Below are 23,590 nucleotides of genomic sequence, written 5' to 3' on the forward strand. Positions count from 1 at the left end.
CGTGGCCGATCAGGAGCGGGGCTGCCCCGTGTTGCGGTCGATGTGCGGCTTCCGCTCGATCGGCTTCTTGACGCGGACGATCTCGCCACGTCGTTCCTGGCCGGGCAGCGGCCGTGACCGACGTCCGTAGATGAGCTCCGAGGAGTCGAGCAGCCAGGGCACGAGAGCGACGGTCACGCCGTGGACGAGCATGATCTGGTTGCGGATCCGCGACGCCCGTCGGTTGTGGAGGAGGCTCTCCCACCAGTGCCCGACGATGTACTGCGGCATGTAGACGGTGACGACCTCGGCGCCGTGCTCGGCACGGTGCGCCTTGATGTACTTCGCGAGCGGCATCGCGAACTCGCGGTACGGCGACTCGAGGATGACGAGCGGCACGTGGATGTTCTGTTCGATCCACTGCTGCTCGAGCAGCTTCGTGGCCTCCGGATCGATCGACATGTGGACCGCTTCGAGGCTGTCGTGCTTGGCGGCGATCGCGTAGTCCAGCGCCTTGAGGATCGGCTTCTGCATCTTGCCGACGAGGACGATCGCGTGGTCGCCGGTCGCGCCGAAGGTCGTGGTCGGGTCGACCTCGACCTCCTTCTCGACGTCGCGGTAGTAGCGGTTCACGCCGAGCATGAGGACGAAGAGGATCGGCATGAGCACGAAGACGAGCCAGGCGCCATGGGTGAACTTCGTGATCGTCACGACGATGAGGACGCTCGCCGTGAGCAGGGCGCCGAACGCGTTGATCGCGAGGCCCCGGTAGACGGAGCCGCGGTTGTCGCAGCCCTCCCGCAGCATCCGCAGCCAGTGCTTCACCATGCCCGTCTGGCCGAGGGTGAACGACACGAACACCCCGATGATGTACAGCTGGATGAGCTGGGTGAGGTTCGCCTGGTACACCACGAGGATCGCGCATGCGGCGAGACCCAGGATGATCATGCCGTTCGAGAACACGAGGCGGTCGCCACGGGTGTTGAGCGACTTCGGCGCGTAGGAGTCGCGCGCGAGGACGGCGCCGAGCAGCGGGAAGCCGTTGAACGCCGTGTTGGCCGCGAGGAGCAGGACGCACGCGGTCGCCGCCTGGATGAGGAAGAACGGGATGCTGTTCGCACCGAACACCGCGGTCGCGACCTGTGCCATGAGGCTCGGCTGCGGGGTCGTCGCGCAGTCCGCGAACCCTTCCAGGTGACAGGCGTTCTCGGCGTAGTGCACGCGGGAGATGAGGGCGAGCGCGGTGAGGCCGACGAACAGCACGATCGCGGTGCCGCCCATGAGGACCAGCGTCTTCTGGGCGTTCTTGATCTGCGGGCGACGGAACGCCGGGACGCCGTTCGAGACGGCTTCGACACCGGTGAGCGCTGAACAACCGGAGGAGAAGGCGCGCAGGAGGAGCAGGATGAACGCCGCCTGGGTGAGGCTCTCGCCCTGCACGGTGAACGCGGCGCTCGAGGCGACCGGGGCGTCGCCCATGAACGTGCGGGCGAGTCCCGCGACGATCATGACGAGCACGCTCGCGATGAAGAAGTAGGTGGGGATCGCGAAGGCCTTGCTCGACTCCCGGACGCCGCGGAGGTTCACGGCCATGAGGACGAGCACGAACCCGACGGCCAGCTCGACGCGCCAGGGGTTCAGCCCGGGGATCGCGGAGATGATGTTGTCGACGCCCGAGGCCACCGACACGGCGACCGTGAGGACGTAGTCGACGAGCAGCGCGGAGGCGACCACGAGGCCGGCCTTCTCGCCGAGGTTCCGGTGGGCGACCTCGTAGTCGCCACCACCCGACGGGTACGCCTTGATGAGCTGTCGGTAGCTCGCGACGACCACCACGAGCAGGATCACGACGCACGCCGCGACCCACGGCGCGAAGCTCAGGAAGGCGAGCCCGCCGAGCGTCAGGATCATGAGGAGTTCCTGCGGCGCGTACGCCACACTCGACAACGCGTCGCTCGCGAAGATCGGCAGTGCGAGGCGTTTGGGGAGGAGCTGGCCCTCCAGGTTTTCGGTCGGCAGCGGGTCCCCGATCAACCAGCGTTTTGCCGATCGTGGTTCTGTCCCGGGCTCTCGACCCTCAGTTGTCACGAGCGGCGATATTACTCCTTCGGGAACCGGAGTCAAGCGGGGATGAGCTGGATGGACAGGCATCGTCACCCGACCGTGACGCAGTGTTCATCGAGCGGGGGAGTGGCGGACCCGGATGGTCGACCAATATCCTGATCGACGGCTGTTGCCTGGCTGTGAGCCTGAACAGTCGCTCGTGATCGACACCCACCTCAAGGACCCTCATCGTGACCGCTCGCCGTCGTCTCCTCCCGCTCGCCCTCGCCGCTCTCGCCGCGGCCCTGACGCTCTCCGGTTGCAGTGTCGTGGAGGGCATCCTCCCGAAGCCCGCCGAGACCCGGGACGCGCAGTCCGGCGAGATCGTCGGTGGAGGCACCACGGACGTCTTCACCCTCTCGGTCGGCGACTGCCTGAACGACGAGTCGTCGTCCGACGAGGTCACGGAGGTGCCGACCGTGCCCTGTTCCGAGCCGCACCAGTACGAGGTGTACGGCGAGGTCACGCTGACCGGCGACGAGTGGCCCGGCGAGGAGGCCGTCACGCAGCAGGCCGACGACGGTTGCTACGCGCAGTTCCAGGCGTTCGTCGGGATCGTCTACGAGGACTCCAGCCTCGAGTTCAACTACTACACGCCGACCGAGGCCAGCTGGAACGGGGTGGACGACCGGCTCGTCACCTGCGTGATCTACGACTCGGCGGCGACCACGGGCTCGCTGGCCGGCGCCGCACGGTAGGCCGACCGCACGCGCCGTATCGACGGAACCGCCCGACTCCCGTGAGGGGCCGGGCGGTTCCGTGTCTCGGCCTGCGTGTCGGGGTGCTCAGCCCTGGAGGCGCTCCCGCAGGCGGTCGCGGACGGCGACGAGGTCGGCACGCAGGGCCGAGACGGTGTCGTCGTCGAGCACGCCCCCACGGGCGACGTGCTCGCGGAGTTCGGCTCGGACCGCCTGCCGGAACTCGTTGATCGACACGTCGGTCTCGTGGAGCGCCAGGCGACCCTGCACCTTCTGGTCGGCGCTCTCCTCTGCGGTCGACGTCCAGCTCGGACCGGGCTTCGCGGACTGCTTCGCCTCGCGCGCGGCGGAGGCGAGATCGGCCCGGAGGCTCTTCATGGCCGCCGTGACCCCGCTACGGACCTCGTCGGCGATGCGACGGACGGAATCGGTGAGCTGATCCTCGATGCCGTCGAGCTCACCCGCCCGTGCCGCGAGCTCGGCCCGGCCCGCCTCGGTGATCTCGTAGACGGTCTTCCGGCCGTCACTCGTCTTCGTGACGAGTCCCTCCTCCTCGAGCTTCGCGAGGCGCGGGTAGATGGTGCCGGCGCTCGGGCTGTAGGTGCCGCCGCTGCGGTCGGTCAGCGCCTGGATGAGTTCGTAGCCGTGCTTCGGCGACTCGTCGAGCAGGCTCAGGAGGTACAGCCGCAGGCTGCCGTGGGCGAAGACGGGGCTCATGCGCCTGCCTCGCTCCCTGCGGTGGTGGCCGCGCCCGCCGGCTCGGCAGCCGGGCGGCGGAGGACGGTCACCGCGCCGCCGACGGTGTTCATGCGCACCTCGGCGAACTGTCCGGACAGGGCGCCGGTGTGCGAGTTGTACCCGCCACCGCGCAGTCCCTTGAGGACGACGCCGTCGATCGCCAGGCGGCCGCCGACCGAGTTCGCGGTGTAGCGGGCGGCGAGTTCCTCGTCGAGGCGGACCGTGATCGCGCCGCTCACGGTGTTCAGGTCGAGCTGCTCGCACGCACCGTGGATGTCGAGGAGCAGGTCGGAGGAGACGCCGTCGATCGAGGCGCGCGTGATGTCGCCGGAGACGGTGACGTCGCCCGAGACCGTGTGCGCCTGGATGCGACCCGTGTGGCTCTGGACCGTGAGCTCGCCGCTCACCGAGTTGAGGTCCAGTCGCCCCGTCATGCGGTCGGCCACGAGGTCGCCGGACACCGTGTTGAGCTTGGCGTCTGCGGTGAGGCCAGCGACCAGTCCGCTGGCGCTGACGACGCCGAACGTCAGGGCGATGTCGCGGGGGACGAGGACGCTGACCTGGGCCGTGGCGCGATTGGCGCCGAAGTTCGAGAACACTTCGAGGAAGTTGTCCCAGCGCAGTTGCGGGTGGTCGATCTCGGCGACGTCGCCGTCGATGGTGATCTTGAGGTCCTTGCCGGTGACGGCCCCCACCTCGATGCGGGCGCCGGGCTCGTCGTGTCCGATGATGTCGACCTGGCCGCCGATGAGGCCGACCTTGAGTCGTCTCACGAGTTCGAGGTCGATGATGCGGCTCTCGCCGGGAGCGATGATCCACTTCTCCTGTGCCATGGTGCGGTTCCTTCCGAGTGATCGCGATATATCGCGTTGAACTGGAATTCACGATATATCGCGTCTCGGTGCATGGCAACCCCGGGAACCTCCGGGATCACCCTGAGTCGACCCTGGGATCGGCGGCCGCTCAGTACCAGGGAGCGATGGCCAGGTCGTCCGGTACGGACCCCTCGTCGCTCGGCGGTCCGTCGCCGTCGAGGCAACTCGACCCGGCCGGGACCTCCGAGCGCGCCGACCACGGGTCGTCGGCCTCCGCATGGAAGGGCACGTACCCGACGAGCTTCGAGGACGGAGGCCTCACCTCGGCCTCGAGCGCAGCGGTGAAGCCGTCGAACTCCTTCGTGGCGTACACCGTCGCGCCCTCCAGCCCGGACGACCGATCCAGCTCGCAGGAGACCGCCACCGGGCGCCAACCTGCTTCGCGCAGCCGGGCCAACATGGCGGTGGCGGCAGGCCAGGCGGGCCCGCTCACTCCTGGTTCCGCGGTCACGTCCGTCGGCCAGAGGTCGTCGACCGTGATCGCCCCGCGTTGCACGCTGACGTTGGCCGAGGTGTCCGGAACCCGTGGCCCGGTGACGCTGCCGTCCGCGAAGAGCGGATCATCGGCCAACGCGGTGAGCCGGGCATCGTCGGTCTCGTCCGCCACGACGGGGGTCGACGACAGGCCGCATCCCGTGCAACAGAGCGCCGCGACGAGGATGGTCAACGACACGGTCGCGAGGCGACGATGGATCTGCTGCATGACGGCCCCTTCCGCGGCGCCCGGGTGGACGCGTCACCCTCACCGTAACCGACGCTCCGTCGTGCGCCAGGTCCGACGCCCACCGGGCTATGGGGAGTGCTGCCCATCGTCTTGGGGAGCCGGCTGGGACAGGGTGGAGCCATCGGATCAGGCGCACCACCGGGATCGGCCTGGCAGCGCGAACAGCACCGGAGAGCGGGGAACCATGAGCGGCACGATGCAGGTGGACGATGCGGGCCTGGCGGCGGTCGTCCAAGCGGTCGCCGGGGCGGCGTCGAGCGCGACGGGGATCTTCTCCACGTGCCTCGACACGTCGTTCCTCGACGAGCAGGTGGCCACGAGCGCCGCCGCCTTCGAACTGACGTGGCGGACCGAGATGACGGAGGCGGGCAAGACGCTCGACGACTTCGCGCGGTGGATGCAGAACGTCGCGGACACGATGGCCGGTACGGATGCGGCGCTCGCCGAGGACGCCTCATGACCGCGCCGTCGCCGCCGGCCCGGACATGCACGGCTGCTCAGCCCGACCGCCGTGATGCGGCCGAGCGGGCCGAGACCGGCGCGCGGGTCGCGTCGCTGGCCGCGGAACTCCGAGGTGCCGGCGTCCCCGCCGGCGTCACCGAGCAGGTCGCGAGTGTGGTCCGCACGGCCGGTCTCGACGCCGTCATCGGCCTCGGCGCCGGCATGCTGACGGACGAGCAGGCGGGGGCGGTGTTGCTCGACGCCCTCCTCGACGCGCGTCGCCGAGGAGCCGACAGTGCGGAGACGGCCGCCGAACTGCGCGCGGTCGCCAAGCTGCAGACCGTCGTCCTGCGGCTCCTCTCCGGCCTCGCCGCGACCAGAAGCACCACCGGAAACAAGGACCGACCATGAACCTCTCCGAACTCCGCGCCAAGAGCTCAGCCGAGATCGACGTGCTCGCCACCTTCATCGGCTCGTTGAGCGGCGACCCGTTGAGCTTCATCACGTCGATCGGTTCGTTCGTCGATCGCGCGGTCGGGCTCATCCCCAGATCCTCCACGTTCGCGGACACCCCGCCGCCGGGTGACCCGGCCACCATCGACGGGCTCGCGGAGCAGTACGAGAACGCGGCGCTCGCCGCGGAGGCGATCCAGACCACGCTCTCCACCGTCACCGGGTCGAGCCTGCCGGACGCCCTCGTCGGGGTGACGGGCGCGAGCGCGACGCAGGTCCTGGCGTCCGTCGACACCCTCGTCGGCACCGAGATCGAGGGGCTCCGATCCGGGGCCAGCGGCCTCCGAGACTACGCGGACGCCATCACCTCGGCGCGCACCGCCCACCAGCCGGGTGCCGACAGCATCCGCGACGGCCACCGGACCATCGGGAACATCTCCGTGAACCCGTGGGCGATGACGAACCCGATCACCGGAGCAGGAGAGGTCGCCGGGGTGATCTCGGACCTCATCCGCGGAGCCGGTCAGATCCTCGACGGCGTATCCGTCTGCCACGAAGCCTACGAGGACGCATGGGCGGCCGGTGAGGCGCTGCAGCGGGCCCTGTCGGACTCCGAGGGCTACGCCGTGCTCGCCGGCGTCGAGGTGCCCGTGGGCCAGACGCGGCTGGACGTCCTCGTCTCGCGGACGCAGTTCCCGAACGGCGACCCCGACGGTTCGGTCCTCTCCGAGACGGAGTGGGCCAACTACGTCCAGAACTGGAACGCGATGAGCGACGACGAACGGGAGCGCATCCTCGCGGCGATGGAGGAGTCCGGCGACCCCGCCGTCAGCGCCCTCCTCATGAGTGCGATAGCCACCGGCGCCGGCAGTTCCTCCGTGCTCGCCCTCGCCGACGCGATCAAGAACGCTCCCCCCGGCGAACGCCAGCGCATGATCGACGAGCTCACGAACCTCGGCGTCGGCGACAACGGGGACGCCACGGTGAACGGCGAGACCTTCGACCAGTACAACAACAAGACCTGCGGGTCGACGACGCTCATCACCCTCGCCGCCCAGTCGGACCCGTTCCTCGCCTACTGGCTGCAGACCGGCGAGTTCCTCGACGGCCATGTGCCCGACTACCTCCGGGGTCTCGACCTCGCCGATGCGGCCGGTCTGGACACGGAGGATCGGATGACGTTCCTGCAGCAGGCCGTCCAGGACCGCGCGAACGACCTGTTCCCCGGCCCCATCGACTACCCGAACGTCGCGGGCACGGCACCCGGCGGCGCGGTCGCCGAATCCGACCGCACCGGTACCGACTACCACATCGACTGGACCAACGCCCTGGGTGGTGACTCGGGCCGAGGGGCGGCGCTCACCGAGGCCGCGGCGGCAGCGAACGACGGGACGCCCGTCCCGCTCCTCGTCGGCCCGAGCGACAACACCATCCCGCAGCATTACGTGCTCATCATCGGCTTCCACGACGGCGACTACGAGATCTACGATCCGTCGACCGGCGAGACGAACTCCGTGGACGAGGACATCATGCTGAACGGCTCGGATGAGCCAGTCACCGGCTTCGCGAACTGGAACCAGATCTACGCGGTCGTGAACCCGAGCTGACCCTTCGACAAGCTCAGGGACCGCGTGGGGTGGCTCAGGGACCGGGCGCGGCCGTCCGCGGCTCAGCCGACCCGCTTGCGTCGTCGGGTGATGAGGATGGCGGCACCGACGGCGAGCAGCATCGAGGACGGCAGGGCGATCGCGAGCGGGAGGCCGAAGGGGACGTCGAGCAGGGCCGCGACGGCGAGGGCGACGGCGAACCCGAGGCCGACTCCGGCGCCGGTCATCGCACTCATGATGACGGGGTCGATCAGCGCGGGGCGGGCGGTGGATGTCGTCGAGGAGGTCATGCTCCGAGCCTAGGAACCACCCGCTCAGCCGACATCCGTCGGCTGACTGATCCGTCATCGAGACGGTCTCCGCCGAGCGGGGGAGGTCGGCGCGGCATCAGCGCCAGCGGTACTCGAGTTCCGGGCGGCCGGGGGAGCCGTACCGGGGCGACCGCTCCACCGCGCCTGTCTCGGCGAGGTACTCGAGGTAGCGTCTCGCCGTCACCCGTGACAGGGACCCGGCCGCCGCCGCCTCGCTCGCCGACAGCGGAGCCGCCGCGTTGCGCAGGAGGTCCGAGACCAGCCGCAGGGTGTCCTCCGAGAGCCCCTTCGCCAGCTGCGGACGGGAGGACGGCGCTCGCAGGGTGGCGAGCGAGAGGTCCACCTCGTGCTGGCTGGCGAGGGCTCCCTCCGCCGTCATGGTCTGCCGGAAGGTGCGGTAGGTCTCGAGCTTGTCGGCGAACGCCGGGAATGCGAACGGCTTGATGAGGTACTGCACGATGCCGGCCGAGACCGCCGCTCGGACGATCCGGAGATCACGGGCCGCGGTGATGGCGATGACGTCGACGTCGATACCCGCCGTCCGGATGCGTCGGCAGAGCTCGAGACCGTGCGCGTCCGGCAGGTTGAGGTCGAGCAGGACGAGGTCGATCCGGTCGTCGGGGGAGCGGTGGGCCGCAGCTGCCCGCAGCGCCTGCATCGCGGTGGCCGCATCGCCCGCCACGGCGGCGAGTTCGAAGCCCTCGACGCGGCGCAGGTAGGACGCGTGGGCCTGCTGGGTGATCGGTTCGTCCTCGACGACCAGGACCCGGATGCGCTCGCTCATGTGCCTGCCTCGTCCCGGACGCCGACCGCGGCCGGCAGCGTCACGACGAACGCCGAGGACGGCTCGCGGACGACCTCGATCGTGCCGCCGAGTCGTGTCACCGCCTGCTGGACCAGCGCGAGACCGAACCCCCGACCGTAGCGGCCGGGCTCCTTCGTCGACCAGCCGCGCACGAACGCGAGGTCGAGGGCCTCCGGGGGCAGGCCCGGTCCGCTGTCGGTCACCTGGATCACGAGCTCCGTCGTCTCGGCGTCGTCGGACCGCCCGGCGCCGAGGTCGTCCGGCAGCCCCTGCCCGAGGTAGACCTCCACCCAGGGGCGATCGCCGGACGCCGCGTCGATCGCGTTGTCGATGAGGTTGCCGAGGATGGTGACGATCACGGCCGGGTCGACGCGCACGCGTCCGAGCGCGGGGTCGCTCTCGAGGTGCAGCTCGACCCCCTGCTCGGCCGCCTGCGCCGTCTTGCCGAGCAGCAGCGCCGAGATCACCGGCTCCTGTTCCGCCGCGAGCACGCGGTCGGTCAACCGCTGACTCGCTCCGAGTCCCTGCGCCGCGAGGTCGAGCGCCTCCTCCCGCCGGTCGAGCTCGATGAGCGAGACGATCGTGTGCAGTCGGTTCGCGAACTCGTGGGTCTGCGAGCGCAGGGCGTCGCTCATCGTCCGCATCGACGCCAGCTCACCGCTCAGGTGTTCGATCTCGGTGTGGTCGCGCAGCGTCATCACCCACCCACGCGGGTGCGGGCCTGCCGTCTCGCCCGGACCGACCGCCGATTCCTGGTTCACGACGAGCACGTGGTCGCGTGTGAGGTGGATCTCGTCCACGGCCTGGCGTCCGCTCGCGAGGAGCTCGCGCAGGCCGGCGTCGATCGGCAGCTCGTCGACCGGCGCCGCTCCCGGGGAACGCTCGCCGAGGGGCAGCCCGAGCAGTTCGGACGCCTGGTCGTTGACGAGCACGAGACGGCGGTGGCGGTCCACGAGGACGAGCCCCTCCCGCACCGAGTGGAGCACCGACTCGTAGTAGTCGAACATCCTGGCGAGGTCCTCCGGTCCGCGCGACCCGGTGACCCGTGCGAGGTAGCGGCGGAGCGTCCAGGAGCCGATCGCGCCGATGACGAGCACGAGCAGAGCCGTTCCGAGCAACCACGGCACCCGGGTCTCGAAGGTCTCGGACACGTTGCTGACCGTGACGCCTGCGGCGACGAGGGCGACGACCTCGCCGGCGCCGTCACGGATGGGTGCGACGGCGCGGACGGAGGGGCCGAGCGTGCCCGTGTACGTCTCGGTGAAGGTCCGTCCCTCGAGCGCCGGTCCGATCGTGCCGATGAACGGCTTGCCGATCTGGTCGCGCTCGCGGTGCGTGTACCGGGTGCGATCCGGAGCCATGATCGTCACGAAGTCGACACCGGTGTCGCGCATGAGCGCCTCGGCGTAGGGCTGGAGTGCGTCCGACGGGCGATCCGAGCCGAGCTGCGCGACGACGTAGGGGTTGTCCGCGACGCCGTTCGCGACGTCGAGGCACTTCGCGACCGCGCGGTCCTCGGTCTCGGTGCGGGCCTGGGACCACAGCAGGACTCCGGCGACGAGCGTCATCGCGACGACCGCGACGAGCTGCACGAGGAAGAGCCGCGAGGCGATGCTCCTGGACCGACCGGCCATCGCGTCACCTCCGTCTGCTCCGTCGCGTCGACCCCTCAAGTATCGGGGGTGACGACGGCCACAGGCGTCGCCGACCGCGACCAGTACGACCACAAGCGGTCACTACGACCACAACCCGGTCGATCCGCCGGCGTGGTCGCAGCATGGGTCGATCGACCACCCGCTGCCGCACTGACGCGGCCGACGAAACGGATCCGGAATGGCAATGACGCTCTCCTCCCTGAAACGGCTGGACAAGACCCACTACCTCTACCTCGCGGTGATCGTCGCGGTGCTCGCCGGCATCGTCGTCGGACTCGCCGCCCCGGAGTTCGCGAAGGGACTCAAACCCATCGGCGACGCCTTCGTGGCGCTGATCAAGATGATGATCGCCCCGGTCATCTTCTGCACCATCGTGATCGGCGTCGGGTCGATCGCGAAGGCCGCGACCGTCGGCAAGGTCGGCGGGCTCGCGCTGCTGTACTTCATCGTGATGTCGACCTTCGCCCTCGCGATCGGCCTCGTCGTCGGCAACCTCATCCAGCCGGGCGCCGGCTTGAACCTCGCCGAGACGAGCTACCAGGTGGAGGGGGAGGCCAAGAGCACGACCGAGTTCATCCTCGGCATCATCCCCACGACGCTCGTGTCCTCGCTGACCGGCGGCAACATCCTGCAGGTCCTCTTCGTCGCCCTGCTCGTCGGATTCGGCCTGCAGAGGATGGGGACGACGGGAGAACCGATCCTGCGCGGCATCAAGCTCATCCAGGCGCTCGTGTTCCGGGTGCTCGCGATGATCATGTGGATCGCGCCCATCGGTGCCTTCGGTGCGATCGCCGCCGTGACCGGGTCCGCCGGTGCGAGCGCGCTCGTCGGGCTCGCCACGCTCATGATCGCGTTCTACATCACCTGCGCATTGTTCATCGTCGTCGTGCTCGGTGGCGTCCTGCGCCTCGCGACGGGCTTCAACATCTTCAATCTCATGAAGTACCTCGGCCGTGAGTACCTCCTCATCGTCGGCACCTCCTCCTCCGAGGCTGCGCTGCCGCGACTCATCGCGAAGATGGAGCACCTCGGTGTCTCCAAGCCGGTCGTCGGCATCACCGTCCCGACGGGCTACTCCTTCAACCTCGACGGCACCGCGATCTACCTCACCATGGCGTCGATCTTCATCGCCGACGTCATGGGTGTCCCGATGAACCTCGGGGAGCAGATCTCGCTCCTCGTGTTCATGATCATCGCGTCGAAGGGCGCCGCGGGCGTCACCGGCGCCGGTCTCGCGACCCTCGCCGGCGGCCTGCAGGCCAACCGACCCGACCTCGTCGACGGGGTCGGCCTCATCGTCGGCATCGACCGCTTCATGTCGGAGGCGCGTGCGCTCACGAACTTCACCGGAAACGCGGTCGCCACGATCATCATCGGCACGTGGGTGAAGGAGGTCGACCGGGTGCAGGTCGGCGAGGTCCTCTCCGGTCGCTCGCGGTTCGACGAGGCGACGATGAGCGTCGACGACCACACGGGCGCGGTGGCGGTGGCGAAGCCCTGAGGGATCGGCCCTTCGACAGGCTCAGGGACCGGACATCCGGTCCCTGAGCCTGTTCCTCCCGGTCCCTGAGCCTGTCGAAGGGTGCTCAGTTGGCCGGGGAGTCGACGATCGGCTTCGACGGCGGGGTGTCGCCCTCGAGCACCGCCTCGTCCACGGCGGTGGTCGAGTGCTCCGTCCGCGGAGCGATCCGGAACAACGGGATCGTGTAGCCGCAGATCGGGCCGATGAGCACGGCGAAGACCACCGTTCCGATGCCGACGTTCCCGCCGAGCAGCCACCCGATGCCGAGGACCACGAGCTCCACGCCCGTGCGCCCGACCCAGATCGGCCACCCGGTGACGCGGTGGATGCCGGTCATGAGGCCGTCTCGCGGGCCGGGGCCGAAGTTGCCGCCGATGTAGAGGCCCGAGGCGACGCCGAGGAGGAGCAGTCCGCCGGCGAACAGCAGGATGCGCGCCCACAGGTCGAGGTCCGCGGGGATGAACGCCAGCCCGATGTCGGCCGAGGGCCCCACGAGGAGGACGTTCAGGACGGTGCCGACACCCGGCCGCTGCTTGAGCGGGATCCAGGCGAGGAGCACGAGCCCGCCGACGATGATCGTGATGAGTCCGAAGCTCAGGCCGGTCCGCAGGTTGAGTCCCTGGGTGAGGACGTCCCATGGGGCGACGCCGACCGCACCGCGCACGATCATCGCGATGGCGATGCCGTACAGGAAGAGGCCGATGAGGAGTTGGAGCACACGACGGGTCATGGTGGACAATCCAATTGCACGATTGGCTTTGGCGCTAGAGGCCAATCTGGGTATCGTGGTTCAATGGCTTCCATCACCCTGAGTGCCCGATCGCTCGCCGCCCTGCTCGGGCAGTGGAAGACCGCTGCGCCCGCATACCGCGGTCTCGCCGACCGCATCCGACTCCTCGTCCTCGACGGACGCATCCCGGTCGGCACCCGTCTGCCGGCCGAGCGGGAACTGGCCGATCGGCTCGCACTGAGCCGCACCACGGTCACCGCGGCGTACCGCGAACTGCGCGAGGCCGGCTACCTCCGCAGCATCCGCGGTTCGGGCAGTGTCACCCTCCTGCCGTCGGCGCCCACTGCGCTGGCTCCCGTGCCACAGGGCGGGTTCCTCGACTTCAGCAAGGCGGCCGTCCCGCCGTGCCCCGAGATCATCGACGCCGTGGCCACCGCCGCCGCAGAACTGCCGCGGTACATGCACGACTTCGACTACGACCTCGTCGGCATGCCCGAGCTGCGGCAGGCCATCGCCGACCGCTACACCGCGCGCGGGCTGCCCACCGACCCCGACGAGATCATGGTGACCGTGGGGGCCCAACACGCGATCGCCCTCATCGCGCGCACCCTGCTCAGCCGAGGTGACCGCGTCCTCGTCGAGATGCCGAGCTATCCCCACGCCTATGAGGCGCTCCGGGCTGCCGGGGCCAGGCTCGGCGCCGCGACCGTCTCCTCGGAGACCGGCTGGGACGTCCGCGAACTCGAGCAGTGGTTCGAGCGCACGAGCCCCGCGATGGCGTACCTCATGCCGGACTTCCACAACCCGACCGGGGCGTCGATGCCGCTCGAGACCCGGCGACGGGTCGCCGCAGCCGCCGAGCGGCACGGGACGGTGCTCGTGATCGACGAGACCACGGCCGAGCTCGACATCGACCGGCCGACGGACCAGGGCCTCGACGGCACCCCGTTCGCCGCACTCCAGGGCGCGCCGGCGTCGATCATCACGATCGGCTCGGTGGGCAAGACGATCTGGGGAGGCCTCCGCATCGGGTGGATCCGGGCCGAGCGCGGCACGATCAGGAAGCTCGTCTCGGCACGCTCGCTGGGCGACCTCGGCACGCCGATCCTCGACCAGCTGACCGTCCAGCAGTTGATGCCGGCGATGGACGGCATCGTCGCCCGGCGCGGTGTCGCGCTCGGCGAGACCCGCGACCGGCTCGTCGACCTCCTGGCCGACCGCCTTCCCGAGTGGACCGTGCCGCGGGTCGACGGTGGGATCGCCACCTGGGTGAACCTCGGCGAGGCCGCGTCATCGCAGCTCTCGCTCGCGGCTCGCAGCCACGGGCTCGTGATCGTCGCCGGGCCACGGTTCGGGATCGACGGGGCGTTCGAGCGCTACCTTCGCATCCCGATCAGCTATCCGTGGGCCCAGACCGAGCAGGCGGTCGAGCTGCTGACGCAGACCTGGCACTCCGCGATGTTCGGGCACGTGCCGGCTCTGGACTACCTCGAAGACGTCGTCTGACCTCGTCGCCGACGAGCGTGACACCGCTCCACACGCAGTGCTTGTGCGTGCCGTGTCCAGCCTCCGCGCGAGACCGCCGTCGGACGGGTGTGCGGTGACATAATTACAGCGTCCGCACCTCTCGCAACAACCGAAAGCGGCTCCGTGCACCTGCTCTCCGTCCTCAGCATGAAGAACCGCGCCTTGATCGCGCTCGTCACCATCGTGGCCGCCGTGTTCGGCGTCCTGGCGGTGGGCGGCCTCAAGCAGGAGCTCATCCCGTCGGTCCAGTTCCCACAGCTCGCGATCATCACGAGCTACCCGGGTGCGGCACCCGAGGTCGTCAACGACGACGTCTCGACCCCGATCGAGACCGCGATCCAGGGCGTGCCCGGTATCGAGTCCACCTCTGCGACGTCGAGCACGAACTCGAGCCTCATCAGCGCGACCTTCACCTACGGCACGGACCTCGCCACCGCCGAGCAGAAGATCACCCAGGCGATCAACCGCATCAAGTCGACCCTGCCCGACACCGTCGACCCGCAGGTGGTCAGCGGCAGCATCGACGACCTCCCGGTCATCCAGATCGCCGTGTCCGGCGCGGCCGATCAGGACTCCCTGGCCGAGGTACTCTCGAGCTCCGTGGTCCCCGACATCAAGGACGTCGACGGCGTCCGCGACGCGGCGATCGTCGGTGAGGTGGGCAAGCGGGTCACGATCACCCCCGACGACGCCAAACTGGCCCTCGCGGGGCAGACCAGCCGGGTCATCGGTACGACGCTGCAGCAGAACGGCTCCCTGCAGCCCGCGGGCGACATCACCGAAGGCGACAAGACGTTCTCCGTGCAGACGGGCACCAAGCTCACCTCGGTCGACGACATCGCCGCCCTGCCGATCACGGGCGCCTTCGCCGCCGACGGCTCCGTCCTGACCATCGGCGACGTCGCGACGGTCGCCCTGAGCGACGACCCGATCACGTCGATCTCGCGCGTCGACGGCGAGCCGGCGCTCACCATCGCCGTCACGAAACTGCCCGCGGCGAACACCGTCGAGGTCTCGCAGGGCGTGCGCGACATCCTTCCCGAGCTCGAGCGGACCATCGGCTCCGACGCCAAGCTCACCGTCGTCTTCGATCAGGCGCCCTACATCGAGCAGTCCATCGAGGCCCTGACGACGGAAGGACTGCTCGGCCTCGTCTTCGCGGTGCTGATCATCCTCGTGTTCCTCCTCGACGTCCGGGCCACGCTGGTGACGGCGATCTCCATCCCGACGTCCGTGCTCATCACCTTCATCGGTCTCCAGGTCGCCGAGTACTCGCTCAACATCCTCACGCTGGGCGCGCTGACGATCGCCATCGGGCGCGTGGTCGACGACTCGATCGTGGTCATCGAGAACATCAAGCGACACCTCTCGTTCGGCGACAATCGGACGGGTGCACAGCGCGCCGGGTCGATCCTGAGCGCCGTCCAGGAGGTCGCGGGCGCGATCACCGCCTCGACCATCACCACAGTGGCCGTGTTCCTGCCCATCGCGTTCGTCGGCGACGTCACCGGAGAACTCTTCCGACCCTTCGCCCTCACCGTCACGATCGCGCTGCTCGCGTCGCTCCTCGTCGCGCTCACCATCGTGCCCGTGCTCGCCTACTGGTTCCTCCGCGCCCCGAAGGCCCAGCGCCTCGCAGCCGCAGCCGCAGCGGAGGAAGCGCCGTCCGACGCGACGAACGGACCGGTCCGGAGCCGACGCGAGCGCCGGGTCAGCGTGCAGGACGAAGACGACCTCGAGAAGCCGTCACGGCTCCAGAAGGCCTACCTCCCGATCATCCACTGGACCCTCAAGCACTCGGTCACCACCCTGCTGCTCTCGGTGCTCGTGCTCGTCGGCACCTTCGCGCTGACGCCGTTCATGAAGACCAACTTCCTCGGTGACTCCGGCCAGAACACCCTCACGGTCACGCAGACCCTGCCGGTCGGCACGAGCCTCGAGGCCCAGGACGCGGCGGCGAAGCAGGTCGAGACGAAGCTGCGCGACATCGACGGCATCGACACCGTCCAGCTCTCGATCGGGTCGAGCGGAAGCTCCCTGCGCGACGCGTTCTCGGGCGGCGGTGGCGGAGCCATCACCTACTCGATCACGACGAACGAAGACGCCGACCAGACGGCACTCCAGAAGACGGTCCGCAAGGACCTGTCCGGGCTCGACGACGTCGGCGAGATCGAGGTCGCCGCGTCCGCGGGCTTCGGCGGGTCGAGCGACATCGAGATCGACATCACCTCCGCACGGCAGAGCGATCTCGCGGAGGCCGCCGACGCGATCCAGCAGGCCGTCACCGGTCTCGACGGCATCGACCAGGTCACGAGCAACCTCAGCGAATCGCGGCCCTACGTCCAGGTGGCCGTCAACCGCGACGCCGCCGCCGCAGCAGGGTTCAGCGAGGTCGCGCTCGGTGCGTACGTCTCGCAGCTCATGCAGCCGACGACGGTGGGCTCCATCGTCATCGACGACACCACGCTCACCATCTACGTCGACGCCCAGGACCCGCCGACCACCGTCGACGCCCTCGCGGCGACGGAGGTCCCGACGGCCACCGGCCCGAGACGCCTCGACACCCTCGCGACGGTCTCGCAGGTCGACGGACCCGCGACGATCTCGACCGTCAAGGGGCTGCGCTCAGCCACGATCAGCGCGACTCCGGGCAGCGACAACCTCGGTACCGCCAGCGCCGAGGTGCAGACGGCGATCGACGACGTCAAGCTGCCCGCCGGCACCACGGCGACCCTCGGGGGTGTCACGGCATCGCAGAGCGACGCGTTCGGACAGCTGGGCCTCGCGCTCCTCGCCGCGATCCTCATCGTCTACGTCATCATGGTCGCGACCTTCCGTTCGCTGCGGCAGCCGCTCCTGCTGCTGGTGTCGGTACCGTTCGCCGCGACCGGCGCGATCGGGCTCCAGATCATCACCGGCGTGCCGCTCGGCGTCCCGTCGCTCATCGGCGTGCTGATGCTCATCGGTATCGTCGTGACGAACGCGATCGTGCTGGTCGACCTCGTGAACCAGTACCGGCGCCGCGGCATGACGGTGATCGAGGCCGTCGAGCACGGTGCCGCACGCCGGCTCCGTCCGATCCTCATGACGGCGCTCGCGACGATCTTCGCCCTCACCCCGATGGCACTCGGCATCACCGGACACGGTGGTTTCATCTCGCAGCCGCTCGCGATCGTCGTCATCGGCGGGCTCGTCTCCTCGACCATCCTGACGCTCGTCGTGCTCCCCACCCTCTACAACCTCGTCGAGGGGTTCCGCGAACGTCGCGAGCAGCGGCGGGCTGCAGCCGAGCCGAAGCCGACGGCGCGCACGGTCGCCGCGATCGAGGGGCCGCGGGCCGCGACTGTCCCCGCGGAGGAGCCGGTCCTCGTCGGCGCCGGTGGCGGAAGCGCTGCAACCGCGCCGAGCGTGCCTAACGCATCCGTTCCGTCGGCCTCGGCGGATGTGGCTCCGGTGGACGCGGCTCCAGATGGCGCCACTCCCGCTGACGCGGAACCGGCGGAGGAGGCCCCGATCGATTCGGTTGCTGCCGACGCCGATCCTGCCGATGCGGCTCCCACGGACTCGGATGCGGCACTCGAGCCACAGGTCGCTGCGCCGAGTGAGCCGGCGGTGGATCGACCGATGACGCGGCCCGCCGCGCACGAGGTGCACGAAGCCCACGAGGTGCACGGGGCGCATGTGGCGACGGGTGACGAGCTGCCGCGCACCGAAGCGATCACCCTTCCCGACGCGGTCTCCGAAGGCCCTGCGGACGAGGTCGCTCATTCCGGCGAGCACGTAGCCCCTGCGGTGCGGCCTGAGCCGGAAGCGACGGCTGAGCCGGTCGCCGAGCCCGAGCCGATCCTGGAGACGGAGCCGGCCGGAGAGGCTGAGGCGGCGGAGAAGTCCGAGCTCCCTGCTGACTCCAGCCCGACGAGCGACACCCAGCCGACGCCTGACGCTGAGCCGAAGCCCGATGCCGACCCGGCACCCGGGACTGAGCCGTCTTCGGGCACCGAACGGCCGAAGCGCCGCCGCGCGCAGTGGCCGTGATCGACCGCCTCCCGCTCGGTCGATGAGCTGAGGTTCGAGCCCCTCGACACGAAGCCCTCGGGAACGCCGTCACCGGCGCCCGAGGGCTTCGTCGTGTGACGCCCGACTCAGCGGAGTTCGCCGACCGCGCCGGTGACCGCCCGCACGACCTCGCCCGACTGCACCAGCGCGGTGACCGCCTCGATCTCGGGGGAGAGGAACCGGTCGGGTCCGGGACCCGTGACCTGCTCACGCACCCGGCGGAGCACCGCCCCGGTGCCGACGGCCGGCTCGAGCGGGCTGCGCAGGTCGAGGCCACGGGCCGCCGTCATGACCTCGATCGCCAGCACGCGGCCGAGACCGTCGATCGCCCGACGGAGCTTCCGCGCCGCCGCCCAGCCCATCGAGACGTGGTCCTCCTGCATCGCGGAGGACGGGATCGAGTCGACGGACGCCGGGTGCGCCAGCCGTTTCAGTTCACTCACGATGCCGGCCGCCGTGTACTGGGCGATCATGAGGCCCGAGTCGACACCCACCTCGTGCGCGAGGAACGGTGGGAGGCCGTTGCTCCGGCTCCGATCCAGGAAGCGGTCGGTGCGGCGCTCCGACATGGACGCGACATCGGCGACGGCGATCGCGAGGAAGTCGAGCACGTAGGCGACCGGGGCGCCGTGGAAGTTCCCGTTCGACTCGACCCGCCCGTCCGGCGTGAGCACCGGGTTGTCGACGGCACTCGCGAGCTCCTGCTCGGCGACCATCGCGGCGTGGTCGACGGTGTCCCTGGCGGCACCGTGCACCTGCGGGGCGCAGCGCAGTGAGTAGGCGTCCTGCACCCGGGTGCACTCGGGACCCCGGTGGCTCGCGACGATCGGGGAGCCGTCGAGCAGCAACCGCAGGTTCGCGGCGCTCTCGGCCTGACCCGCCTGCGGGCGCAGGGCCTGCAGGTCTGCGGCGAACACCGCGTCCGTGCCGAGCAGGCCCTCGACGCTCATCGCCGCGGCGACGTCGGCTGTGCGCAAGAGCATCCGCAGGTCGTCCACGGCGAGCGCGAGCATCCCCAGCATGCCGTCGGTGCCGTTGATGAGCGCGAGCCCCTCCTTCTCGGCGAGCTGTACCGGCTTGAGGCCGGCGTCCGCGAGCGCCTCCGCAGCGGAGCGCGTGCGCCCGGACGCATCGGTCACCTCGCCCTCGCCCATCACCGCCAGCGCGCAGTGTGCGAGGGGCGCGAGGTCGCCGGAGCAGCCGAGCGACCCGTACTCGCGCACGACCGGGGCGATGTCGGCGTTCAGCATCGCCGCGTAGGCGCGGACCGTCTCCATCCGCACCCCGGTGCGGCCAGTCATGAGCGTCGAGAGGCGCAGCGTCATGAGAGAACGCACGACCTCCCGCTCGACGACCTCGCCGCTGCCGGCGGCGTGCGAGCGGACGAGACTCGCCTGCAGCTGCGCGCGGCGCGTCGGCTCGATGAACGTGGTCGCGAGCGCACCGAACCCGGTCGAGATCCCGTAGTGGGGCTCGGGGTCGGAGGCGAGCGCCTCGATGATCCGGCGCGATGCCGCGACGCCGTCGAGGGCCTCGTCGTCGAGGTCGATCCGTGCGCCGTGTCGGGCGATGGCCACGACCTCGTCGATCGACAGCGGTCCGGTGCCCAGGACGACCGAGGTCGGGCCGACGGGCTCGGGATGCGAGCGACCGGAGGTCGTCGGGTCGCTGGTGGTCGGGGTCGCGCCGGGCTGGATGTCCATGTTCCGATGGAACACCCGGACGCCGACCGCGGCGGTGCGCGTAGAGTCGTCCGTGTCTGGGATGACAGACATGGACGACCAGGCGGCCGCGTCCGAGCCGCGGAGACGAGGTCAACGGTGAGTCAGGTCCCGGCAGCCGACGCCACCCTGCGCGTGCTGAGCCATCTCGCCGGCGCCCGCGGCCCGCTTCCGGCCGCGGCGATCGCCTCGGCCCTCGACCTGCCGAGATCGACGGTCTACCACCTCCTCAGCGTGCTGCAGGAGCACGGCTTCGTGGTCCACCTGCCGGAAGCCCGTCGCTACGGGCTCGGGGTCGCCGCCTTCGAACTCTCCGGTGGGTACGCGCGCCAGGAGCCGCTCAGCATGCTCGGGCGCCCGTTGCTCGCCGAGCTGGTCGACCGGGTGGGTGAGAGCGCGCATCTCGCCGTGCTGCACGGCCGGGACGTGCTCTACATCGTCGACGAGCGGGCACCGCGTCGGCCGCACCTCGTCACCGACGTCGGTGTGCGCCTCCCGGCTCACCTGACCGCCAGCGGCTGCGCGATCCTCGCCGCGCTGCCGGCTGGCCAGCTGCGCGCCCTGTTCCCCGACCAGGCGGCGTTCGTCGATCGCACCGGCCACGGGCCGAAGCGGTACCGCGAGCTGCGACAGCTGCTCGCCCAGACGACGCAGGACGGGTATGCGCGCGAGGCGGGCGGGGTGACGCTCGGCCTCGCGAGTGTCGGGGTGGTCGTCCGTGACCACACGGGCTGGCCGGCGGCGGCGATCGCGGTCACCTACGACGCCGATACCGGGCTCGACCCGGCGTGGTTGGCCCGCGAGATCCACCCGGCGGCGGCCGAGCTGTCGCGCCGGATCCGGGGTCGCTGAGCGCGCGGCGGAGCGGGCGGGCGGTGCGGCGGCTCCGGAACCGTGGTCAGGCGACCGAGCGCAGGATGAGCTCGAGCAGTGCGGTCGCATACGCGTCGGGCGCCGTCGCGGCGCTGAACCGTCGCAGTTCGCCGCCAAGCTCGACCACGACGGTGTACGCCTCGGCGTCGCCCAACGACAGGAGGACGTCGAGTTCGTCGTCGAGGGTCGGCTCACCGTCGGTCGGTGCAGCGGGGGACACCGCGCGTTCGAGCGACCGGAACGAGCCGCGCAGCAGAGCGCGCAGCTGGTGCTCCGACGGCAGCCAGAGCGTCTCCTCCTGGTCGACGGAGTCCAACGCCCACTCGGTCGTGCCGTTGAAGCCGAAGCTGCGGCCACCCGGGTGCTCGTGCACCTCGACGGTCATCTCGCTCACCGTGAACACGTCGCCGGCGAGCTCGCCGCCGTCGATGGTGAAGCGGTCGCCGGGTTCGGGGGTCCAGCGCAGGCCGGCGGTGCGGAGCGCTCGGGCGAGGTCAGCGGAGATCATCAGTCCAGTATCGCCGACCACCGTGCGATGCGGCTGGCAACCCCTCGATTCGGACGGAACCCTGTGCGAGGGTGGATGAACTCTTCGAAGGGTCCGATGATGCCCGCACCTGATGATGGCCTATCCGGTCGGTTCCCTGCGCGCGGCCGCGTGACCACACGACGGTTCGAGGGTGCGACTGGGATGCAGGAGGCGTCGGGCGCGCTGCGATTCGTGGACGTGGACCCCGACCGGTTCTCGATGACCGTCGACTCGGTCGTGCTCGGCGAGTACGTCCTCCATCGCAACACGGTCGGGCCCGGGACGTTCGACGTCCTCGCCGACGCCTATGGGCTCGATGAGCCGGTCGCGACGATCGTGATGCTCATCGAGGGTGCGGCCAGTCTGGTCCACGGCCGACAGCAACTCGACCTGCTCCCCGGGACCGGGACGCTCACGGAGGGCGCCGAGACCTACCGGACGACGATCCACGACCACGCGACCTATCTGTACGTGTTCGTGCCGATGCGTGCGCTCCGCCGCCTCGGCATCGCCCCGACGAGCGCCCTCGGACCGTTGGCACCGTCGCCGCTGCTGCGGGCCAGCGCCGCATTCCTCGTGGAGGTCATCTCCGCGTTCGAACCGATCGGCGGCGCCGCGCAGCTCAGACTCTGCCGGGTGATCGACACGATGCTCGCGACCCTCTACGCGGAGAACGACCTCTTCCGGGCCGAGGGTGAGGCCGGACGGGTTCCGCTCCGACTCCGGATCATCGAGCACATCGCCGCGTCCTTCGCCGAGCGGGAGCTGCGACCGGAGACGCTGGCGCGTCGCTTCAACATGTCGACCAGGTCCCTGCAACGGGTGTTCGAAGGCTCGGGCACGAGCGCCGCCGGCGAGATCGCCGAGCGGCGGGTGCAGCTCGCGCCCGCCCCCCTGTCGGACCCCGACCACCGGGGCCTGTCGATCGCCGAGGTCGCGGCCCGCTGCGGCTACCACTCGCAGGCGCACCTCCGTCGAGCGGTCGTCGCGCATACCGGTCTCAGCCCGAGCCAGTTCCGAGAGCAGACCAAGGCGGAGGACGCCTGAGGTCGCAGCGCCGTCCGAGTGCGCCGGATCAGCCTGCGGTGCGCCCGCTTCGTCGCGGAGCCGTCAACCAGGGCCGCAGCAGCCTCGTGACGAGTGGCAGGAGCCAGTAGGTCATGATCGGCGTCAGGATGAGCGTCGAGATGAGCACGTGGAGGAACACGCCGAGCGGTTCCCAACCGGGCACGAGGGCCGTGACGAGGAGGGTGAAGACGAGGTTGAGCGGGAAGAAGCCCAACCAGATGCTCACCGCCTGCTTCCAGCGCGGCGGTGCCGGCGGGATCGGGTCCGGGTCGCCGGAGAGCTCGGCCTCCTCGACGCGGAGGATCCCGTCGGGCGCGTCGAACCACCCCTCGATCCCGCTGCGCCGCTCGACGCGGGACTGCTCCATGAACTCGCGGCCGCTCGAGAGCCACCAGGCGCGTTCCTTCGACTCCTCCCAGTCGGTGAGCGTCTGTTCGTCCGCGAAGCGGTAGAGCATGTACCAGACGTCGCTCTCGGCGCCGGCGCGCACCCAGCCGGAGCCGAGGAAGCCGGGGTATCGGTTCGCCAGGTTGATGCCCGCCTGGACCCAGATGGTGGCCTCGGAGATCGACGCCGGGTTGACGCGTCGCTCGATCGAGACGGTGATGGGATCGTGTTCCATGCGCCCAGTAGACCGCACTCGTGTTTCGATCTCGTGTCCCGCTGCGGCCCCCGTAGAGTCGAGGCATGGCGACTCCTGACTTCGTACTGGCCCTCCGCGAGCGGATCGGGCACGCACCCCTCTGGTTGACGGGGGTGACCGCCGTCGTCCTGCGCGGTCTCGGGACGCCTGAGGCGGAGGTCCTGCTCGTCCGGCGACAGGACAACGGGGCGTGGACGCCGGTCACCGGCATCATCGACCCGGGCGAGGAGCCCGCGGTCGCGGCGGAGCGCGAGGTCCTCGAGGAGGCGGCCGTGGTCGCCGTCGCCGAGCGTCTCGCCCAGGTGCAGGTGCTCCCGCAGAACGTCTACGACAACGGCGACGTCACGCAGTACATCGACCTCGTGTTCCGATGCCGCTACGAGTCGGGCGAGCCGTATCCGGCTGACGGCGAGAACTCCGAGGCGCGGTGGTTCCCGCTCGATGCCCTGCCCGAGCAGGTCTCGCAGAACTTCCGCACCCGGATAGCGCTCGCCGCCTCCGACGAGCGCGAGGCCCGCTTCACCCGCTGACG

At 70.1% G+C, this 23,590-nt stretch carries 21 protein-coding genes; 10 read left to right on the plus strand and 11 right to left on the minus strand.

Going from position 1 to position 23,590, the window contains the following annotated elements; genetic code table 11:
- Window positions 1–9: 9 nt before the first annotated feature.
- Complete coding sequence (locus EAO79_RS08250; protein WP_371413680.1) at window positions 10–2,013, minus strand: APC family permease; 2,004 nt, start codon at window positions 2,011–2,013, stop codon at window positions 10–12.
- A 260-nt stretch (window positions 2,014–2,273) separates the two neighbouring features.
- On the opposite strand from EAO79_RS08250, the gene EAO79_RS08255 reads away from it, so the two are divergent.
- Window positions 2,274–2,780, plus strand: a complete 507-nt coding sequence (locus EAO79_RS08255; protein ID WP_229940073.1) for a septum formation family protein — start codon at window positions 2,274–2,276, stop codon at window positions 2,778–2,780.
- Window positions 2,781–2,867: 87 nt separating this feature from the next.
- Here EAO79_RS08255 and EAO79_RS08260 read toward each other — a convergent pair whose 3' ends face one another.
- The 3 genes from EAO79_RS08260 to EAO79_RS08270 form a co-directional block, all read right to left on the minus strand.
- Complete coding sequence (locus tag EAO79_RS08260) at window positions 2,868–3,497, minus strand: PadR family transcriptional regulator (RefSeq protein WP_124768676.1); 630 nt, start codon at window positions 3,495–3,497, stop codon at window positions 2,868–2,870.
- Complete coding sequence (locus EAO79_RS08265) at window positions 3,494–4,351, minus strand: DUF4097 family beta strand repeat-containing protein (RefSeq protein WP_124768677.1); 858 nt, start codon at window positions 4,349–4,351, stop codon at window positions 3,494–3,496. Before EAO79_RS08265 ends, EAO79_RS08260 begins: the two co-directional genes overlap by 4 nt.
- Window positions 4,352–4,481: 130 nt before the next feature.
- A complete protein-coding gene (locus EAO79_RS08270; protein WP_124768678.1) occupies window positions 4,482–5,096 on the minus strand; it encodes a hypothetical protein in 615 nt (204 codons plus the stop codon).
- A gap of 205 nt (window positions 5,097–5,301) precedes the next feature.
- Between EAO79_RS08270 and EAO79_RS08275 the strand changes: the two genes are divergently transcribed.
- The 3 genes from EAO79_RS08275 to EAO79_RS08285 are packed head-to-tail and all read left to right on the plus strand — an operon-like array spanning window position 5,302 to window position 7,618.
- A complete protein-coding gene (locus EAO79_RS08275) occupies window positions 5,302–5,577 on the plus strand; it encodes a hypothetical protein (RefSeq protein WP_124768679.1) in 276 nt (91 codons plus the stop codon).
- On the plus strand, window positions 5,574–5,969 hold the full coding sequence (locus EAO79_RS08280; RefSeq protein ID WP_124768680.1) for a hypothetical protein: 396 nt from the start codon (window positions 5,574–5,576) through the stop codon (window positions 5,967–5,969). The genes EAO79_RS08275 and EAO79_RS08280 overlap by 4 nt, the downstream gene beginning before the upstream one ends.
- A complete protein-coding gene (locus EAO79_RS08285) occupies window positions 5,966–7,618 on the plus strand; it encodes a hypothetical protein (RefSeq protein ID WP_124768681.1) in 1,653 nt (550 codons plus the stop codon). Before EAO79_RS08280 ends, EAO79_RS08285 begins: the two co-directional genes overlap by 4 nt.
- A gap of 62 nt (window positions 7,619–7,680) precedes the next feature.
- Here EAO79_RS08285 and EAO79_RS08290 read toward each other — a convergent pair whose 3' ends face one another.
- The 3 genes from EAO79_RS08290 to EAO79_RS08300 all read right to left on the minus strand — a co-directional run bounded on the left by EAO79_RS08290 (window position 7,681) and on the right by EAO79_RS08300 (window position 10,368).
- Window positions 7,681–7,908: a hypothetical protein gene (locus EAO79_RS08290; protein WP_124768682.1), complete on the minus strand. Its 228-nt coding sequence runs from the start codon at window positions 7,906–7,908 to the stop codon at window positions 7,681–7,683.
- 97 nt (window positions 7,909–8,005) lie between these two features.
- Window positions 8,006–8,713, minus strand: coding sequence for a response regulator (locus tag EAO79_RS08295; protein WP_124768683.1), 708 nt, complete (start codon window positions 8,711–8,713; stop codon window positions 8,006–8,008).
- Entirely contained in the window at window positions 8,710–10,368 is a 1,659-nt protein-coding gene (locus EAO79_RS08300; RefSeq protein ID WP_124768684.1) for a sensor histidine kinase, read from the minus strand. The genes EAO79_RS08295 and EAO79_RS08300 overlap by 4 nt, the downstream gene beginning before the upstream one ends.
- A 199-nt stretch (window positions 10,369–10,567) precedes the next feature.
- Between EAO79_RS08300 and EAO79_RS08305 the strand changes: the two genes are divergently transcribed.
- A complete protein-coding gene (locus EAO79_RS08305; RefSeq protein ID WP_124768685.1) occupies window positions 10,568–11,890 on the plus strand; it encodes a cation:dicarboxylate symporter family transporter in 1,323 nt (440 codons plus the stop codon).
- 85 nt (window positions 11,891–11,975) lie between these two features.
- Here EAO79_RS08305 and EAO79_RS08310 read toward each other — a convergent pair whose 3' ends face one another.
- Complete coding sequence (locus EAO79_RS08310; RefSeq protein WP_064294226.1) at window positions 11,976–12,641, minus strand: YitT family protein; 666 nt, start codon at window positions 12,639–12,641, stop codon at window positions 11,976–11,978.
- 63 nt (window positions 12,642–12,704) lie between these two features.
- Between EAO79_RS08310 and EAO79_RS08315 the strand changes: the two genes are divergently transcribed.
- Together EAO79_RS08315 and EAO79_RS08320 are read left to right on the plus strand one after the other, a co-directional pair.
- Complete coding sequence (locus EAO79_RS08315; protein ID WP_079705091.1) at window positions 12,705–14,147, plus strand: PLP-dependent aminotransferase family protein; 1,443 nt, start codon at window positions 12,705–12,707, stop codon at window positions 14,145–14,147.
- A gap of 168 nt (window positions 14,148–14,315) precedes the next feature.
- Complete coding sequence (locus EAO79_RS08320; protein WP_371413681.1) at window positions 14,316–18,203, plus strand: efflux RND transporter permease subunit; 3,888 nt, start codon at window positions 14,316–14,318, stop codon at window positions 18,201–18,203.
- 107 nt (window positions 18,204–18,310) lie between these two features.
- On the opposite strand, the gene hutH is transcribed toward EAO79_RS08320, so the two are convergent.
- Complete coding sequence (gene hutH / locus EAO79_RS08325) at window positions 18,311–19,999, minus strand: histidine ammonia-lyase (protein ID WP_241161021.1); 1,689 nt, start codon at window positions 19,997–19,999, stop codon at window positions 18,311–18,313.
- Between the two features lie 45 nt (window positions 20,000–20,044).
- Between hutH and EAO79_RS08330 the strand changes: the two genes are divergently transcribed.
- On the plus strand, window positions 20,045–20,797 hold the full coding sequence (locus tag EAO79_RS08330) for an IclR family transcriptional regulator (protein ID WP_124768687.1): 753 nt from the start codon (window positions 20,045–20,047) through the stop codon (window positions 20,795–20,797).
- 46 nt (window positions 20,798–20,843) lie between these two features.
- Here the strand turns inward: EAO79_RS08330 and EAO79_RS08335 are convergent, their stop codons facing one another.
- Window positions 20,844–21,326, minus strand: a complete 483-nt coding sequence (locus EAO79_RS08335; RefSeq protein ID WP_064294230.1) for a hypothetical protein — start codon at window positions 21,324–21,326, stop codon at window positions 20,844–20,846.
- Window positions 21,327–21,476: 150 nt separating this feature from the next.
- Here EAO79_RS08335 and EAO79_RS08340 point away from each other — a divergent pair, with 150 nt between their 5' ends.
- Complete coding sequence (locus EAO79_RS08340) at window positions 21,477–22,394, plus strand: AraC family transcriptional regulator (protein ID WP_164486919.1); 918 nt, start codon at window positions 21,477–21,479, stop codon at window positions 22,392–22,394.
- Between the two features lie 28 nt (window positions 22,395–22,422).
- On the opposite strand, the gene EAO79_RS08345 is transcribed toward EAO79_RS08340, so the two are convergent.
- The gene (locus EAO79_RS08345; RefSeq protein ID WP_086474605.1) at window positions 22,423–23,037 is read right to left on the minus strand and encodes an antibiotic biosynthesis monooxygenase; all 615 of its coding nucleotides are present in this window, start codon (window positions 23,035–23,037) and stop codon (window positions 22,423–22,425) included.
- 65 nt (window positions 23,038–23,102) lie between these two features.
- Here EAO79_RS08345 and EAO79_RS08350 point away from each other — a divergent pair, with 65 nt between their 5' ends.
- Complete coding sequence (locus EAO79_RS08350) at window positions 23,103–23,588, plus strand: NUDIX domain-containing protein (protein ID WP_124768689.1); 486 nt, start codon at window positions 23,103–23,105, stop codon at window positions 23,586–23,588.
- Window positions 23,589–23,590 lie beyond the last annotated feature (2 nt).

The sequence above is a fragment of the Plantibacter sp. PA-3-X8 genome, from assembly GCF_003856975.1.
GTDB classification, from domain to species: Bacteria; Actinomycetota; Actinomycetes; order Actinomycetales; family Microbacteriaceae; genus Plantibacter; species Plantibacter auratus.

Bases quoted from the DNA above. Each gene is read 5' to 3' on its own strand.
- EAO79_RS08260 (WP_124768676.1), bottom strand. From the start codon at position 3,497: ATGAGCCCCGTCTTCGCCCACGGCAGCCTGCGGCTGTACCTCCTGAGC.
- EAO79_RS08265 (WP_124768677.1), bottom strand. From the start codon at position 4,351: ATGGCACAGGAGAAGTGGATCATCGCTCCCGGCGAGAGCCGCATCATC.
- EAO79_RS08270 (WP_124768678.1), bottom strand. From the start codon at position 5,096: ATGCAGCAGATCCATCGTCGCCTCGCGACCGTGTCGTTGACCATCCTC.
- EAO79_RS08275 (WP_124768679.1), top strand. From the start codon at position 5,302: ATGAGCGGCACGATGCAGGTGGACGATGCGGGCCTGGCGGCGGTCGTC.
- EAO79_RS08280 (WP_124768680.1), top strand. From the start codon at position 5,574: ATGACCGCGCCGTCGCCGCCGGCCCGGACATGCACGGCTGCTCAGCCC.
- EAO79_RS08285 (WP_124768681.1), top strand. From the start codon at position 5,966: ATGAACCTCTCCGAACTCCGCGCCAAGAGCTCAGCCGAGATCGACGTG.
- EAO79_RS08290 (WP_124768682.1), bottom strand. From the start codon at position 7,908: ATGACCTCCTCGACGACATCCACCGCCCGCCCCGCGCTGATCGACCCC.
- EAO79_RS08295 (WP_124768683.1), bottom strand. From the start codon at position 8,713: ATGAGCGAGCGCATCCGGGTCCTGGTCGTCGAGGACGAACCGATCACC.
- EAO79_RS08300 (WP_124768684.1), bottom strand. From the start codon at position 10,368: ATGGCCGGTCGGTCCAGGAGCATCGCCTCGCGGCTCTTCCTCGTGCAG.
- EAO79_RS08305 (WP_124768685.1), top strand. From the start codon at position 10,568: ATGGCAATGACGCTCTCCTCCCTGAAACGGCTGGACAAGACCCACTAC.
- EAO79_RS08310 (WP_064294226.1), bottom strand. From the start codon at position 12,641: ATGACCCGTCGTGTGCTCCAACTCCTCATCGGCCTCTTCCTGTACGGC.
- EAO79_RS08315 (WP_079705091.1), top strand. From the start codon at position 12,705: ATGGCTTCCATCACCCTGAGTGCCCGATCGCTCGCCGCCCTGCTCGGG.
- EAO79_RS08320 (WP_371413681.1), top strand. From the start codon at position 14,316: ATGAAGAACCGCGCCTTGATCGCGCTCGTCACCATCGTGGCCGCCGTG.
- hutH (WP_241161021.1), bottom strand. From the start codon at position 19,999: ATGTCTGTCATCCCAGACACGGACGACTCTACGCGCACCGCCGCGGTC.
- EAO79_RS08335 (WP_064294230.1), bottom strand. From the start codon at position 21,326: ATGATCTCCGCTGACCTCGCCCGAGCGCTCCGCACCGCCGGCCTGCGC.
- EAO79_RS08345 (WP_086474605.1), bottom strand. From the start codon at position 23,037: ATGGAACACGATCCCATCACCGTCTCGATCGAGCGACGCGTCAACCCG.
- EAO79_RS08350 (WP_124768689.1), top strand. From the start codon at position 23,103: ATGGCGACTCCTGACTTCGTACTGGCCCTCCGCGAGCGGATCGGGCAC.